Source organism: Ornithinimicrobium carbonis (assembly GCF_050703245.1).
Lineage (GTDB): Bacteria > Actinomycetota > Actinomycetes > Actinomycetales > Dermatophilaceae > Ornithinicoccus.
Genome location: NZ_CP192647.1, coordinates 3,321,099 through 3,335,196, shown reverse-complemented (window position 1 = coordinate 3,335,196; position 14,098 = coordinate 3,321,099). Strand labels below are relative to the sequence as shown.

At 74.2% G+C, this 14,098-nt stretch carries 11 protein-coding genes and 1 pseudogene; 6 read left to right on the top strand and 6 right to left on the bottom strand.

Annotated features, from left to right (window positions below):
* Positions 1–21: 21 nt before the first annotated feature.
* Positions 22–1,080, bottom strand: a complete 1,059-nt coding sequence (locus ACQ95T_RS16725) for a PHP domain-containing protein (RefSeq protein WP_431473135.1) — start codon at positions 1,078–1,080, stop codon at positions 22–24.
* On the opposite strand from ACQ95T_RS16725, the gene ACQ95T_RS16720 reads away from it, so the two are divergent.
* Positions 1,079–1,645 (top strand): GNAT family N-acetyltransferase, encoded by a 567-nt coding sequence (locus ACQ95T_RS16720; RefSeq protein WP_431473134.1) that lies wholly within the window; start codon positions 1,079–1,081, stop codon positions 1,643–1,645. The two genes, ACQ95T_RS16725 and ACQ95T_RS16720, sit on opposite strands and share 2 nt — an antisense overlap.
* A 1-nt stretch (position 1,646) precedes the next feature.
* Here ACQ95T_RS16720 and ACQ95T_RS16715 read toward each other — a convergent pair whose 3' ends face one another.
* Positions 1,647–3,158 carry an NAD(P)/FAD-dependent oxidoreductase gene (locus tag ACQ95T_RS16715; protein WP_425941913.1) on the bottom strand — a complete coding sequence of 504 codons (1,512 nt, stop codon included), beginning with the start codon at positions 3,156–3,158 and terminating at the stop codon, positions 1,647–1,649.
* Positions 3,159–3,261: 103 nt separating this feature from the next.
* Between ACQ95T_RS16715 and ACQ95T_RS16710 the strand changes: the two genes are divergently transcribed.
* Together ACQ95T_RS16710 and ACQ95T_RS16705 are read left to right on the top strand one after the other, a co-directional pair.
* Entirely contained in the window at positions 3,262–4,287 is a 1,026-nt protein-coding gene (locus ACQ95T_RS16710; protein ID WP_425941911.1) for a pirin family protein, read from the top strand.
* A 9-nt stretch (positions 4,288–4,296) separates the two neighbouring features.
* On the top strand, positions 4,297–6,504 hold the full coding sequence (locus ACQ95T_RS16705) for a chorismate-binding protein (protein ID WP_425941909.1): 2,208 nt from the start codon (positions 4,297–4,299) through the stop codon (positions 6,502–6,504).
* Between the two features lie 53 nt (positions 6,505–6,557).
* Here the strand turns inward: ACQ95T_RS16705 and ACQ95T_RS16700 are convergent, their stop codons facing one another.
* The 3 genes from ACQ95T_RS16700 to ACQ95T_RS16690 form a co-directional block, all read right to left on the bottom strand.
* Positions 6,558–8,114, bottom strand: a complete 1,557-nt coding sequence (locus ACQ95T_RS16700; protein WP_431473133.1) for a DUF222 domain-containing protein — start codon at positions 8,112–8,114, stop codon at positions 6,558–6,560.
* The gene (locus tag ACQ95T_RS16695) at positions 8,056–8,403 is read right to left on the bottom strand and encodes a hypothetical protein (RefSeq protein WP_431473132.1); all 348 of its coding nucleotides are present in this window, start codon (positions 8,401–8,403) and stop codon (positions 8,056–8,058) included. The genes ACQ95T_RS16700 and ACQ95T_RS16695 overlap by 59 nt, the downstream gene beginning before the upstream one ends.
* A gap of 152 nt (positions 8,404–8,555) precedes the next feature.
* Positions 8,556–9,002: a hypothetical protein gene (locus ACQ95T_RS16690; protein ID WP_425941905.1), complete on the bottom strand. Its 447-nt coding sequence runs from the start codon at positions 9,000–9,002 to the stop codon at positions 8,556–8,558.
* A gap of 29 nt (positions 9,003–9,031) precedes the next feature.
* Here ACQ95T_RS16690 and ACQ95T_RS16685 point away from each other — a divergent pair.
* Positions 9,032–9,873 (top strand): annotated as a pseudogene (locus tag ACQ95T_RS16685) (aldo/keto reductase).
* A 120-nt stretch (positions 9,874–9,993) separates the two neighbouring features.
* Here ACQ95T_RS16685 and ACQ95T_RS16680 read toward each other — a convergent pair.
* Positions 9,994–10,536, bottom strand: a complete 543-nt coding sequence (locus ACQ95T_RS16680) for a YceI family protein (protein ID WP_425941901.1) — start codon at positions 10,534–10,536, stop codon at positions 9,994–9,996.
* Positions 10,537–10,625: 89 nt separating this feature from the next.
* Here ACQ95T_RS16680 and ACQ95T_RS16675 point away from each other — a divergent pair, with 89 nt between their 5' ends.
* Both ACQ95T_RS16675 and ACQ95T_RS16670 read left to right on the top strand, forming a co-directional pair.
* Entirely contained in the window at positions 10,626–11,144 is a 519-nt protein-coding gene (locus ACQ95T_RS16675) for a MarR family winged helix-turn-helix transcriptional regulator (protein WP_425941899.1), read from the top strand.
* Positions 11,145–11,241: 97 nt separating this feature from the next.
* Positions 11,242–14,073, top strand: coding sequence for an FAD-binding and (Fe-S)-binding domain-containing protein (locus ACQ95T_RS16670; protein WP_425941897.1), 2,832 nt, complete (start codon positions 11,242–11,244; stop codon positions 14,071–14,073).
* Positions 14,074–14,098: the final 25 nt, after the last annotated feature.

Sequence of the window (14,098 nt, the reverse complement as noted above, 5' to 3'; positions counted from 1 at the left end):
CAGCCCCCGGCCCGGCATTCCTCAGGGCCGGGCCCACTCCAGCAGCTGCTCCCGCGGCCAGGTGTTGACCACCCGCTCCGGCGGCACGCCCAGCCGCTGGGCGCGCTCGCACCCGTAGGCCAGGAAGTCCAGCTGGCCCGGGGCGTGCGCGTCGGTGCTGATGATCGTGAACAGGCACCCCAGCTCCAGCGCGAGCGTCATGAGGTCGTCGGGCGGGTCCTGGCGTTCGGGCCGGGAGTTGATCTCCACGGCCGTCCCGGACTCCACGCACGCGGTGAAGACCTCCTCGGCGTCGAACTCGCTCGGCGGTCGCACGCGGGCGCCGCTGCGCCCCTCCCCGCCCTTGTCGCCCTTGCGCGGCATCACCCGGCGACCGGTGCAGTGGCCCAGCACCGTGGTCAGCGGGTCGCGCACCGCGGCGACCATCCGACGGGTCATCGCCGCGCTCTCCATCCGCAGCGAGGAGTGGACCGAGGCGACCCGCACGTCCAGCTGCGCCAGCAGGTCGCGGTCCTGGTCGAGCGACCCGTCGTCGAGGATGTCCACCTCGATCCCCTTGAGCAGGGTGAACGACCCTCCCGTGTGCGCGTTCACGGCGTCGACGACCTCGAGCTGGCGGCGCAGCCGGGCCGCGGTGAGGCCGTTGGCGACCTTCAGGCGGGGGGAGTGGTCGGTCAGCGCGACGTACTCGTGCCCCACCTCCATCGCCGAGGCGACCATCTCCTCCACCGGCGACCCGCCGTCGGACCACGACGAGTGCGTGTGCAGGTCGCCGCGCAACCGCTTCCGCAGCTCCTCGCCCCCGTCGACGAGCGGTCCGCCGTGCGTGCGCTCCAGCTCCGCGAGCCTGTCCGGGACCCGGCCGGCCACGGCCTGCTCCACGACGGCCGAGGTGGAGGACCCCACCCCCGCGATCTCGCGCAGCCGCCCCTCCTGCACGCGCCGGCGCACCTCGGCCTCGCCGAGCGGCAGGATCGCGGCCGCGGCCCTGCGGTAGGCCTCCACCCGGTAGGTCGACTCGCGGTGCCGCTCCAGCAGGAAGGCGATCCGGCGCAGGGCGTCGACAGGCTCGATCGGCATGGGAGCACGGTATGCCGCACCCGCCTCCCCCACCACGGCACGGGACGTCGACGCCCGCCCGCGCGACGGCATACCCTCCCTGCATGCGTCGTCCGACGACCCCGGCCCCGGTGCACCGCGGGTGCGCGCCGCGCGGCTGGTCGACCTCGACCCGGTCACGCTGCACGACCTGCTGCGGCTGCGGGTGGACGTCTTCGTCGTCGAGCAGGAGTGCGCCTACCCCGAGCTGGACGGGCGGGACGCGGACGGGACGACCGAGCACCTGTGGGTGGAGGCGGACGGCACGCCCGTGGCCACGCTGCGCCTGCTCACCGACGGGGACGGGGCCCGCCGGATCGGGCGCGTCGCCACCGCGCGGGGTCACCGTGGCCAGGGGTATGCCGACGCGCTGGTCCGCGAGGCGCTGCGCCGGTCGGGCGGGGCCGAGGTGGTCCTCGACGCGCAGACCTACCTGGAGGGGTGGTACGCCCGGTTCGGGTTCGTCCGCACGGGGCCGGACTTCGTCGAGGACGGGATCCCGCACCTGCCGATGGGTCGGGCGGGCGGCGGGGCAGCCAGCACCTGACCTAGGAGGTCCGGTCGGTGGGCTGCTCGGCGGCGGGATCGTCGGTGGCCCCGTCCTGGGTGGGGTGCTCCTGCACGGCCCCGTCCTGGGTCGACCGCCCCTGGACGGCGTCGTCCCCGGTGGGCTGCTGACCCAGGGAGCGACGCTCCACCGGATCCTTGCGCAGCGAGGTGCGCAGGAAGTCCTCGCCGAGGTACTCCATCGCCAGCCGGGCGAGCACCTGCTGCTCGGTGACCGTGCGCTCGGAGCGGTCCCGGCCCACGAAGCTCACCGCCCAGTGCATGAGCGTGGTGACCTGGGACTTGAACCCGATGATGTAGAAGAGGTGGACCGCGAGCCAGGCCACCCAGGCGGGCACGCCGGTCAGCTCGATGCGGCCGCGCTTCATCACCGCCCGGAAGCGGGAGATCGTGGCCATCGACCCCTTGTCGAAGTAGGAGAACGCCTGGCCGGTCTCCTGCCCGCGGATCCGGCGCAGGAGCTGGTCGGCGGCGTGCCGGCCCATCTGGATCGCGCCCTGGGCGACCCCGGGGACGCCCTCCATCGCCACCATGTCGCCGACGGCGTACACCTCGGGGTGGCCGGGCAGGGTGAGGTCGGGGTTGACGCGGATGCGCCCGGCGCGGTCCAGCTCGGCGCCGGACTGCTCCGCAAGGGTCTTCGTCAGCGGGTTGGCCTGGACGCCGGCGGCCCACACCTTGGTGGTCGCCTCGATCCGCTCGGTGGTCCCGTCCTGGGTCCTGACCTCCAGGCCGCCGGCGTCCACGTCGACGACCATCGTGTTGAGACGGACCTCGATGCCGACCTTCTCCAGGTCGCGGCGGGTGCGCTCCGCCAGGTTCAGGCCGAAGCTGCCCAGGACGGCGTCGGCGGCGTCGATGAGGATGATCCGGGCCGCGCTCGGCTCGATGTGACGGAACTCCTTGGTCAGGGTGCGGCGGGAGAGCTCGGCGAGCTGACCGGCCATCTCCACCCCGGTGGGACCGGCACCGACCACGACGAACGTCAGCAGCCGGCGGACCGCCTCGTGGCGGCCGGAGGCGGCGGCCACCTCGGCCATCTCGAAGGCGCCGTAGATGCGACCGCGCAGCTCGAGGGCGTCGTCGATCGTCTTCATGCCGGGGGCGAACTCGGCGAAGCCGTCGTTGCCGAACCACGACTGGTTGGCGCCCGCCGCCACGATGAGGCTGTCGTAGGGGTAGACCGTCTCCTGGCTCACGGTCCCGGCCATGACCGTCCGGGCGTCGAGGTCGATGTCGATCACGTCGCCGAGCATGACCTGGACGTTGTCCTGGCCGGCCAGGACGTCGCGCGTGGTCGGCGCGATGACGCCCTCGGACAGGATGCCGGTGGCCACCTGGTAGAGCAGCGGCTGGAAGAGGTGGTGACTGGTCCTGGCCACCATGGTCACGGCCACGTCGGGCTCGTCGAGGGCCTTGGTGGCGAACAGGCCGCCGAAGCCGGAGCCGACGACGACGACACGGTGGGGCGAGGCGGGTGCGGGCGCAGTCATGTCCTGAACAGCGTCGTGCGCCGCCCGATTCTTCCCCGGCCCACCTGGATGCGAGGGGACGACGGGCCGCCCGCGGGGCGTGGAGCGCTGCCACACTGGGGGGATGAGCACCCTGGAGAAGGACCCGCCGGAGCGGGTCTGCGGCGACGAGGAGCACGACCGTCCGGAGCTGGTGCCGCCCCGCGAGGTGCCCCTGGGCGGTCCGCGGGCCATGCGGGTGCGCCGCACGCTGCCCGCCCGCGGCCGGTCCATGGTGGGGGCGTGGTGCTTCGTGGACCACTACGGGCCCGACGAGGTCGCCGAGACCGGCGGCATGGTGGTCCCGCCGCATCCGCACACCGCCCTGCAGACCGTGTCCTGGCTCTTCCAGGGTGAGATCGAGCACCGGGACAGCACCGGTGCCCACGCGATGGTCGTACCCGGCGAGCTGAACCTGATGACCGCCGGTCACGGCGTGTGCCACAGCGAGGTCTCCACGCCCGCGACCGAGGTGCTCCACGGGGTCCAGCTCTGGACCGCGCTGCCGGCGGAGCACGCGGAGGTGGACGCCTCCTTCGTCCATCACGTACCCGAGCCGGTGGAGGTGGGCGACGCCGTGGTCAGCGTCTTCCTGGGCGAGCTGGGCGTCACGGCAGCGGGTGTCGCCGGCGGGGAGCCAGCCGGCGCCGGGGACCCGGCCCCGGTGAGGTCCCTGGGCAGCCCCGTCACGACATACTCACCGCTGCTGGGGGCCGAGATCGTGCTGCACCCGCACGCCTCGCTGGTGCTGCACGTGGACCCGGCGTTCGAGCACGGGATCCTGCTCGACCGGGGGGAGCTGAGGGCGGCGGAGCAGGACGTCCCCGGGGCGCACCTGCTCCACCTGCCGGTGGGACGGGACACGGTCGAGCTGGCGGCCGGCGCCGAGGGGGCGCGGGTGGTGCTGCTAGGGGGGACGCCGTTCGGGGAGGAGATCGTCATGTGGTGGAACTTCGTGGGGCGCAGCCACGACGAGGTCGTGCGGGCCCGTGAGCAGTGGCAGGCCGAGCTGGGGCACGTCGCCGACGGTCGTTTCGGTGCGGTCGACCATCCGGGGGAGTCGCTGCCCGCCCCCGCGCTGCCGCAGGTCCGGCTGCGGCCGCGTCGCTGAGCCCTGCGCGTGGACCGTCCCGTCCTGCTCGTCGACAACGTCGACAGCTTCACCTACAACGTCGCCGACCTGCTCCACCGGGTCCTGGGGCGACCGCCCGTGGTCTGGGGGCACGACCACCCCGCCACGACCGCGGACCTGCAGCGGTTCGCGGCGATCGTCGTGGGTCCCGGGCCGGGGCGTCCGCAGGTGGCGGCCGACATGGGCCTGTCCGACCTCGCGCTGCGGCAGCGCGACGTGCCCGTGCTCGGGGTCTGTCTGGGACACCAGGGGATGGCGCACCTCGCGGGTGACCAGGTCGTCGAGATGGCCGTGCCGCGGCACGGGATCGTCAGCGAGCTCGCCCACGACGGGACGGGGATCTTCGAGGGCGTTCCCGAGGGGCTGCAGGTGGTGCGCTACCACTCCTTGCAGGTGGCCGACCCGATCGCCTCCGGGCTGAGGGTCACCGCCCGGGCGAGGGACGACGGCTCGGTGATGGCGCTCGCCGACCCGGACGCGCCGAGGTGGGGGGTGCAGTTCCACCCCGAGTCGGTGTTGTCGCAGCACGGGGACCGCATCGTGGCCAACTTCCTGCGGCTGGCGGGCGTCGACCTTTCTGACCCCGGCCCGGACGCCGGGACGGTGGCTGTCGGCGACGCGCTGGCGCCCCACCCCACCCGTGGTGGGGGACGGCGGGTGCGGGTCGAGGTATGCCGCACGGCCGGCCCGGTCGACCCGTGGACCCTGCGGGAGCAGCTCGTGGGCGGGTCGCCGACGTCCGTCTGGCTCGACGCGTCGGACGGGACCGGATGGTCGGTGGTGGTCGACGGCGAGGGGCCGCTCGCGCACGAGCTCACCCACCGCGTCGGGGAGGGGCGCCCGCTGCTGGACCGGATCGACGACGAGCTCGGCCGGTGGGAGCTGGTGGGGCCCGTGCCCCAGGTGCCGTTCGGATGGCGCCCGGGGTACGTCGGCTACCTGGGCTACGAGCTGAAGGCCGAGACCGGCGGCAGCGTCGCGCACCGCTCGCCGTGGCCGGACGCCTGGCTGGTCTTCGCCGACCGGGGCGTGGTGGTCGACCACGGGTCCGGGGACGTGTGGGCGGTCTGGCTGGAGGAGGAGGCGGGGGACGGGCCCGTCGGGGACCGGCAGCGGTCGTGGGCCGCCCGGGTCCGCGAGGCGGTGGGACGGTCTCGTCCCGGGGTGGCGGCGTCGGGCCGGAGCGAGGAGTCGGGGCCGGGAGAAGAGTCGGGCCGGAGCGAGGCGTCGGGCCGGAGCACGGCGTCGGGGCGGGCGGGGGCCACGGCGTCGGGGCGGGCGGAGGCCACGGGCACGACCTCGATGCCGGCTGCCTCCGGGACGGCGGGCGCCTCCCCGCGGGAGGACGCGACCGCATACCTGGACCTGGTCCGGCGGTGCCAGGAGGAGATCGCCCGCGGTGAGTCCTACGAGATCTGTCTGACGACCACCTGGTCGGCGCCGGGCACCGGGGTGGCGGAGGACGATCTCTACCGCGCGATGCGGGCGGTCAGCCCGGTCCCCCACGGGGTGTGGCTGCGCTCGCCGCACCTGAGCGTGCTGGGCTGCTCGCCGGAGCGGTTCGTGTCTGTCGCGGCGGACGGGCGCGTCGAGGCGCGGCCCATCAAGGGGACCCGCCCGCGAGGGGCCGACCCGGTCGAGGACGCGGACCTCGTGGCCGACCTGGTCTCGGCGGAGAAGGATCGCGCGGAGAACCTCATGATCGTCGACCTGCTGCGCAACGACCTGCACCGCGTGTGCCGGGCGGGAACCGTCCACGTGCCGGAGCTCTTCGCCGTGGAGACGTACGCGACGGTGCACCAGCTAGTCTCCACGGTCAGAGGGCAGCTCGTCGAGGGGATGGGTGCGACGGACGTGCTGCGGGCCTGCTTCCCCGGCGGGTCCATGACCGGTGCGCCCAAGGTGCGGACGATGGAGATCCTCGACCGACTGGAAGGAGCGGCCCGGGGGGTGTACTCCGGCGCGATCGGGTGGATCGGCCTCGACGGGTCGATGGACACCTCGATCGTCATCCGGACGGCCACGTGGCACGACGGCGATGTGACCTTCGGTGTCGGCGGGGCCATCACGGCACTGTCCGACCCGCAGGAGGAGCTGCAGGAGACGACGACCAAGGCCCGGTCGGTCCTGGTGGCGCTGGCGTTGGCGCGAGACGGCGCAGCCTCGCTCCCCGCGTCGCGCCCCTCGTCCTCCTGACGGCTGGGCCGGCCAGATCGCCTGCGTGCCGGCCTCCGGGGGGACCTGCACGCTCAGGCGCTCCGTCGGAGGGGGTCGTCCTCGTCGTCGAGGGCGCTACCGGTGCGCGGTGATGGTGCTTTGGCCGGTGGACGGCCGTGGAAGGTGTCCAGGACCGGTGGTGGGTCCTGGTAGGTGCTGGGTGGTGGGTCGGCGTGGCGGGGGTGCTCGCGGGCCAGGTTGCAGCGGGCGCACAGGCCTCGGGCGTTGTCGACGGTGGTGGTGCCGCCGTCGCGGTAGCGGGTGATGTGGTCCAGGTGGCGGATGGGCGCGCCGCACCAGGCGTGGGCGCAGTAGCGGCCGCGGGCGATCAGCGTGGCGCGCAGGGCCCCGGTGAAGACGCGGCGCCGGGGGTCGCGCACGGTCAGCACCCCGGTGAGCGGGTCGGTCCACAGCCGGCGCAGCCACACCGTGCCGGCCCTGATCGTGCCGGGGTCCGGCCCGGGCAGCCCGGGTGACCCGGGTGACCCCGTAGACGCGGGTGGCCCGGTTGACCCGGTTGACCCGGCAGACCCGGTTGACCCGGGAGACCGAGGGGTCCCTGCGGTGGGGCCGCCGGGTGTCTGGGGTTGCTGCTGGGAGGTGCGGGTGGGCAGGGTCGGTGGGGGCGGCCCTGGGGGTGTACCGCCGTGGACGGCGGTGCACCGGGCGTCGGTGCACCGGCCACCGGCCGGGCACGGCCCAGGAGCCTGCTGCCGCCCGCGGGCCGGCCGATCCTTGTCGCCGGTGCCGTGCTGCCCGGCGCCGGTGTTCTGCTGCCCGCCGCCGGTGCTGCGCTCCCACTCGTCGTCGTCGACCTGCGGGTGGTCGGTGTCGTCGTGGTCGTCCGGGGCTTCCCGGGTGTCGGTGTCGTGCGTGTCCTGGGTGTCGGTGGAGGGGGTCAGCAGGTCGCGGGCCAGGTCGGCGGGCAGGGGCCCGTACCCGGTCAGGTCGGCCGCGGCGCTGTCCCCGGCCAGCAGGGTCGCGTCGGTCAGGACCAGGCCGACCTCGACGTCGATGCCGTCCACGACGGTGCGGCCGGTGACCCGCGCGACCAGCTCGTCGGCCATCAGCTGGTTCAGGGTGCGCGGGTCGCCGGCGGCGCGGGCGCCTTCGGCGTGGGTGCGCAGCACCTGGTGGGTCGCGATCGCCTGCGCAGCCGGCAACCGGGCGCACAGCAGGCCCATCACGTCCGGGGCCGGGCGCACCGACACCCCCCGGTCGGCCGCCGCTCGGCGGGCCCGTCCCACGAACCCGGCCGGGTCGAGCTCGTAGGCCAACGCACGGGCCGCCGCCACGATCTGCCGGGTGGAGGCCCCTTCCAACGACCCGGCCAGCCGCCGGTCCACCTGCGCCCGGTCTGCGGGGTCCAGGCAGGAGGTGGCCTCGGTGACCAGACGGGCCTGGGCCGGGCTGATCGTGCCCACGGCCAGTGCGGCGAACGTGGCCGGCATCTCGCCCACCAGCGCCCGCGCCGCGGTCAGCTCCCGCCCGGCCCAGTACGGCGAGGTACGCCGCGCGGCCGCCAGATCATCAGCCACCGCCCTCCCGCGCCTGGAGGCGGGGACCCCGTCCCGGGCCTGGGCGGCCACCTGGGAAGCACCGAAGGCGACCTGCACCCGCGCCGAGGCCGCCCCCCGACCCCCCCAGCACCTCCAGCCCCTCCACCAGGGCCAGCAGCCCCGCATCGTCGATCTCCGACACCTCCGCGCCGGCCAACGCCCGGGTCCAGCCCTGCACCACCTCGACCAGACCCGGCTCCCCGGGCCCGGCCGAGGCGCAGCGGCACCCGCACGAGCAGGCGGGTGACGCCATACCCCGCCCCTGCCCGGCCGACTCCGCGGCCGGCCCGGTGCCGATCCCCTCCGGTCCTGCGTCCACGTCCCCCACCCCCTCCGGTGGTCCAACGGCGAAACCTCCCCCGGCTCCACCTTTGAAGAACACCCTAGGACCCACCACCGACAGACCCTCGAACACACGTCCGGCCACCCCCTGAGCAGCCACGATGCCCACGAGGGTCCGGACCGCGGCCGTCAGTCGGGCTGGTCGGGACCCACCACGCGGACCCGTACCGTCCCGGCGCGCCGGGCCGTCCCCCTGCCCCGACCCGGAGGACGCCCACCCGCCTCCGCCAGGTCCAGCACAGGGCCGTCGTCCGTCTCGGCCCACCCGCTGATGACGACCGACCGGCCGGACGTCATGGCGCGCACGACCCGTCCGAGCGCCATCGGATCGACCGACGCGACGAGGAAGGTCGTGCCGTCGCCCATCCGCAGCCTGCCCACGCCCCCGACGGGCCCGTGCTCGACCAGGCGCACAGGCACCCGGCGTTCCACGAGGCCGGGGAGCAGGACACGCACGTGCGCCACCGGGTCGTGCGGGCGCCCGGACCGGGCGCCCCCGGTCGACCCGGCGCGGGACGGATCGGTCGGATCCCCCGGGCCGGGCGTCGCGGACGGGTCGTCCCAGTCGGACGGCATGGTCAGAGTCTGTCCCTAGGCTCGGGTTCATGACTACCCAACCGATGATCGAGCTCAACAACGGCGTCCGATCCCGCAGGTCGGCCTGGGCACCTTCAAGGTCGACGAGGACGACACCCAGCGCGTGGTGGAGGCCGCCCTGGAGGTGGGCTACCGACACGTGGACACGGCCGCCGGCTACTACAACGAGGCCGGGGTCGGTGCGGCGCTGCGGGCCAGCGGCCTGGCCCGCGAGGAGCTGTTCGTCACGACCAAGCTGCGCAACGGCGACCAGGGGTACGACAACGCCCTGCGCGCCTTCGATGACAGCCGGGCCGCCCTCGGCGTGGACGTCGTCGACCTCTACCTCGTGCACTGGCCGGTGCCGTCCAAGGGACTGGCGCCCGAGACGTGGCGCGCCTTCGAGAAGCTCTACGACGAGGGGGCGGTCCGCGCGATCGGCGTCTCCAACTTCCTCCCGGAGCACCTCGAGGACCTGCTGCGCACCGCCCGGGTGGTCCCGGCCGTCAACCAGATCGAGATCCACCCCTCGTTCCAGCAGCCCGAGGCGCAGGCGGCCAGCAGGGAGGCCGGCCTGGTGGTGGAGGCCTACGCCCCGATCGGGCGTGGTGAGGACCTCGAGCTCGGGCCGGTCGTGGACCTGGCGGAGGAGCTGGGGGTCAGCCCGGCGCAGGTCGTCCTGCGCTGGCACCTGCAGCGTGGCCGGGTCGTCATCCCCAAGTCGAGCACCCCGGAGCGGATCGCCGCGAACATCGACGTGTTCGGCTTCGAGCTGACCGGACCCCAGCTCGAGGCGATGGACGCCCTCGACACGGACGAGCGGATGTTCGCCGACCCGCGGACGGCGGAGTTCACCCAGTTCCGTTCCTGAGGGGTATGCCGGACCTGTTCCTGACGGGTGTGCCGGACGCGCGACACCCCCGCACCGTTCGACCGGTGCGGGGGTGCGGCTCACCAGGGGCAGGGGGACGTCCCCGGGGAGAGGAGGGGCTCAGGCCGCCTTGATGAGCGAGATCTCGAACTCGAGGGTGGCCTTGTCGGAGACGAGCACGCCACCGGTCTCCAGCGCGGCGTTCCAGGTGAGGCCGAAGTCCTTGCGGTTGACGACGGTCGAGCCCTCGAAGCCGATCCGGGTGTTGCCGAAGGGGTCCTGGGCGGCGCCGGCGTACTCGAAGTCGACGGTCACCGGGCGGGTGACGTCCTTGATGGTCAGGTCGCCGGTGACGCGGAGGGTGTCGTCGTCGGCGGCCGCGACGTCGGTGGAGCGGAAGGTCATGGTGGGGTACTGCTCCACGTCGAAGAAGTCGGCCGACGTGAGGTGCGCGTCGCGGTCGGCGCTGCGGGTGTCGACGGAGGCGGTCTGAATGGTGACCTCGACCGAGGCGTTCTCCAGCCCGGGGGCGGTGGTGGCCTGGCCGCCGACCTCGTTGAAGGCGCCGCGGACCTTGGTGACCATCGCGTGGCGGGCGGAGAAGCCGAGGCGGGAGTGGGACGGGTCGATGGTGTAGGTGCCGTTGAGCTCGTTGACCGACATGGGAGGTCCTTCCGGAGGGGTTGTGGTTGATGTGTCACCAACATTACAGGAGCATCGATGACGCGTCAAGCAACTGGTAGGATGGGGTCATGACGAAGGCCGAGACTCCCTGGTTGGATGACCGCGAGCAGCAGCTGTGGCGCCGGTGGCTGCGCGTGCAGACCGAGCTGCCCGCGGCCCTCGGCCGCGCCCTGTCGCGCGACAGCGGCCTGTCGATGCAGGACTTCGAGACGCTGGTGTGGCTGTCCGAGGCTCCGGGGGAGCGGCTGCGCATCTCCGCCCTCGCCGAGCAGATGCACTGGGAGCGCAGCCGGTTGTCGCACCACCTGCGCAGGATGTCCGCGCGCGGGCTGGTGGTCAAGGAGGACTGTCCGGAGGACGGTCGCGGCTCCTTCGTCCTGCTCACGCCGGCCGGCCGGGCGGCCCTCGAGGCCGCCGCGCCGGGCCACGTGCGGACCGTGCGCGCCCTCTTCCTCGACGGGATGGACGACCAGGACGTCGAGACCCTCTCCGTGCTGCTCGGCAAGGTCCTGGCCCGCGCCCAGGAGCAGCCGGACCAGGACGAACCCGGTCAGGAGCACCTGCAGGAGGAGCAGCTCCGGGCGTAGCCCCGGCCAGCTCCGCGGCCGCACGCCACCCTCTTCCCGCTGTCCTGCCCGCCTGCCATGATCGACCCAGGGCCGCCGGCCCGGTCGAGGAGGCGTCATGGAGTCCCTGCGCAACGAGCTGTCCCGGGTCCTGGGACCGGGGCAGGTGTCCGACCGCGCGATCGACCGGCACGCCCTGGCCCACGACGCGTCCCACTACCTGCTCGTCCCCGACCTCGTCGTCCGCCCGAGGGACCAGGCCCAGGTGGCCGCCGTGCTGGCTGCCTGCGACCGGGCGGGGACGCCGCTGACCTTCCGGGCCGCCGGGACGAGCCTGTCCGGGCAGGCGGTCACGGACACGGTCCTGGTCGACGTGCGCCGCCACTTCCGGGGGGTGGAGGTGCTGGACGACGGCATGCGGGTACGGGTCCAGCCCGGCACGACGGTCGGCATGGTCAACGCCCACCTGGCCAGGCACCGCCGACGCCTCGGGCCCGATCCGGCGAGCGAGGCCGCCTGCACCGTGGGCGGGGTGGTGGCGAACAACTCCTCGGGCATGCAGTGCGGCACCGAGGCCAACACCTACGCGACGCTGGAGTCGATGGTGCTGGTCCTGCCCTCGGGCACCGTCGTCGACACCGGTGCCCCCGACGCCGACGCGCACCTGCGCGCGGCCGAGCCCGAGCTGCACACCGGGCTCCTGTCCCTGCGCGACCGGGTGCGTGGCGACGCGGAGTCCGTCGCCACGATCCGGCGGCTGTTCGCGATGAAGAACACGATGGGCTACGGCGTCAACGCCTACCTCGACGCCGACGAGCCGGCCCAGATCCTGGCCCGGCTGATGATCGGCAGCGAGGGCACCCTGGGGTTCGTCGCCTCCGCCACCTTCCGCACCGTGCCGGTGCGCTCCCAGGTCGCGACCGGGCTGCTCGTCTTCGACGACGTCGTCACCGCGACCGGCACCGTGCCGCGGCTCGTCGAGGCCGGCACCGCCACCGCCGAGCTGCTGGACGCCGCGTCCCTGCGCGTCTCCGCCCAGGATCCGGCCTGCCCGCAGGTCATCCGCGACCTGCACGTCGTCGACCACGCCGCACTGCTGGTGGAGTGGCAGGCCGACGACGCCGAGGAGCTCGCCGACGCGGTCGAGCGGGCGGGCCGCCTGCTGGCGGACCTGCCGGTCAGCAGCCCCTACCGGCTGACCCGCGAGGCGGACGAGCGGGCCGGGCTGTGGCGGGTGCGCAAGGGTCTCTACAGCGCGGTCGCGGGGGCCCGGCCCAGCGGCACCAACGCCCTGCTCGAGGACGTCGTGGTGACCGTGGACCGGCTCGGTGGCACGATCATGGCGCTGACCGAGCTGTTCGAGCGGCACGACTACCCCGAGTCGGTCATCTTCGGCCACGCCCGGGACGGCAACGTGCACTTCCTGCTCAACGAGCGGTTCGAGGACCCGGTGGCGCTGGAGCGCTACGAGGCATTCACCGAGGACATGGTCGACCTGGTCCTGTCCGAGGGCGGGTCGCTGAAGGCCGAGCACGGCACCGGGCGGATCATGGCGCCGTTCGTGCGGCGGCAGTACGGCGACGAGCTCTACGCGGTGATGTGGGAGACCAAGCGGCTGATCGACCCCCGCGGCCTGCTCAACCCGGGGTCGGTCCTCTCCGACGACCCCACGTCATACCTGCTGCACCTCAAGACCGCGCCCGAGGTGGAGGTGGAGGTCGACCGGTGCGTGGAGTGCGGCTTCTGCGAGCCGGTGTGCCCCTCGCGGGACCTGACGACCACCCCGCGGCAGCGCATCGTGGCGCGGCGGGAGATGCGGGCGGCGGAGCTGCGCGGGGACACCGGGCTCGCGGCGGAGCTGGCGGAGCAGTACGAGTACGACGGCACGCAGACCTGCGCGGTCGACGGGATGTGCCTGACCGTGTGCCCGGTGCAGATCAACACCGGCGACCTCACCCGGCGGCTTCGGGCGGAGTCCTCCGGTCCCGTGGGCGAGGTGGCGTGGCGGGGAGCGGCGCAGGTATGGGGTGCGGGCACCGTCGCGGCGTCCGCCGCGATGTCGGTGGCCGGGCGGGTCCCCCGGCTGGCGGAGATGACGACCGGCGTCGCCCGTCGGGTGCTGCCGCACGAGCTGGTGCCGCGCTACGACGGGCGGCTGCCCGGCGGTGGTCCGCGGCGCGGGAGCGGTCCGGAGGCGGGGGCCGGGGTGCGGCAGGACGGGGCGGTGCCGACGGCGGTGCACTTCGCGCCGTGCGTCGGGACGATGTTCGGCTCGGACGGTGCCGGCGAGGACGGGCTCCGGGGGGCGGGGGCCGAGCGGGCGCTGCGCGTGCTGGCCGACCGCGCGGGCGTGGCCCTGGTCGACCCCCCGGGGCTGGGCGGTCTGTGCTGCGGGACGCCGTGGAAGTCCAAGGGACGCACCTCCGGGTATGCCGCGATGATGCGTCGGGTGCTCCCGTCGCTGTGGGAGGCGAGCGACCACGGCCGGCTGCCGGTGGTCTGCGAGGCCTCGTCGTGCGCCGAGGGCCTCGTGCAGATGATCGCCAAGGACCCGGACCGACCCATGCAGGTGGTCGACGCCACCCGCTGGGTCGCCGAGCACCTGCTCGACCGGCTGCCGGTGACCAGCCCCGTGGGTCCTGTCGTCGTGCACCCGACCTGCTCGGGCGTGCACCTCGGTTCGACCGAGGCGCTGGTGGCCGTGGCCCGGCACGTCAGCGACGACGTGACGGTCCCGCTGGCCTGGGGGTGCTGCGGCTTCGCCGGCGACCGCGGGATGCTGCACCCCGAGCTGACCGCCTCGGCGACCGCGCCGGAGGCCGCCGAGGTCGCGGGCCGCAGCTACGCGGCGTACGTGTCGGACAACCGGACCTGCGAGATCGGGATGAGCCGGGCGACGGGTCGGGCCTACGAGCACGTGCTGGAGGTGCTGGCGGCCGCGACGAGGTGAGCGGGAGGGCCGCTCGGGCCTCCAC

Excerpts from the sequence above, each read along its gene's own strand:
- ACQ95T_RS16720 (WP_431473134.1), top strand. The coding sequence starts at position 1,079 with ATGGGAGCACGGTATGCCGCACCCGCCTCCCCCACCACGGCACGGGAC.
- ACQ95T_RS16725 (WP_431473135.1), bottom strand. The coding sequence starts at position 1,080 with ATGCCGATCGAGCCTGTCGACGCCCTGCGCCGGATCGCCTTCCTGCTG.
- ACQ95T_RS16715 (WP_425941913.1), bottom strand. The coding sequence starts at position 3,158 with ATGACTGCGCCCGCACCCGCCTCGCCCCACCGTGTCGTCGTCGTCGGC.
- ACQ95T_RS16710 (WP_425941911.1), top strand. The coding sequence starts at position 3,262 with ATGAGCACCCTGGAGAAGGACCCGCCGGAGCGGGTCTGCGGCGACGAG.
- ACQ95T_RS16690 (WP_425941905.1), bottom strand. The coding sequence starts at position 9,002 with ATGCCGTCCGACTGGGACGACCCGTCCGCGACGCCCGGCCCGGGGGAT.
- ACQ95T_RS16680 (WP_425941901.1), bottom strand. The coding sequence starts at position 10,536 with ATGTCGGTCAACGAGCTCAACGGCACCTACACCATCGACCCGTCCCAC.
- ACQ95T_RS16675 (WP_425941899.1), top strand. The coding sequence starts at position 10,626 with ATGACGAAGGCCGAGACTCCCTGGTTGGATGACCGCGAGCAGCAGCTG.
- ACQ95T_RS16670 (WP_425941897.1), top strand. The coding sequence starts at position 11,242 with ATGGAGTCCCTGCGCAACGAGCTGTCCCGGGTCCTGGGACCGGGGCAG.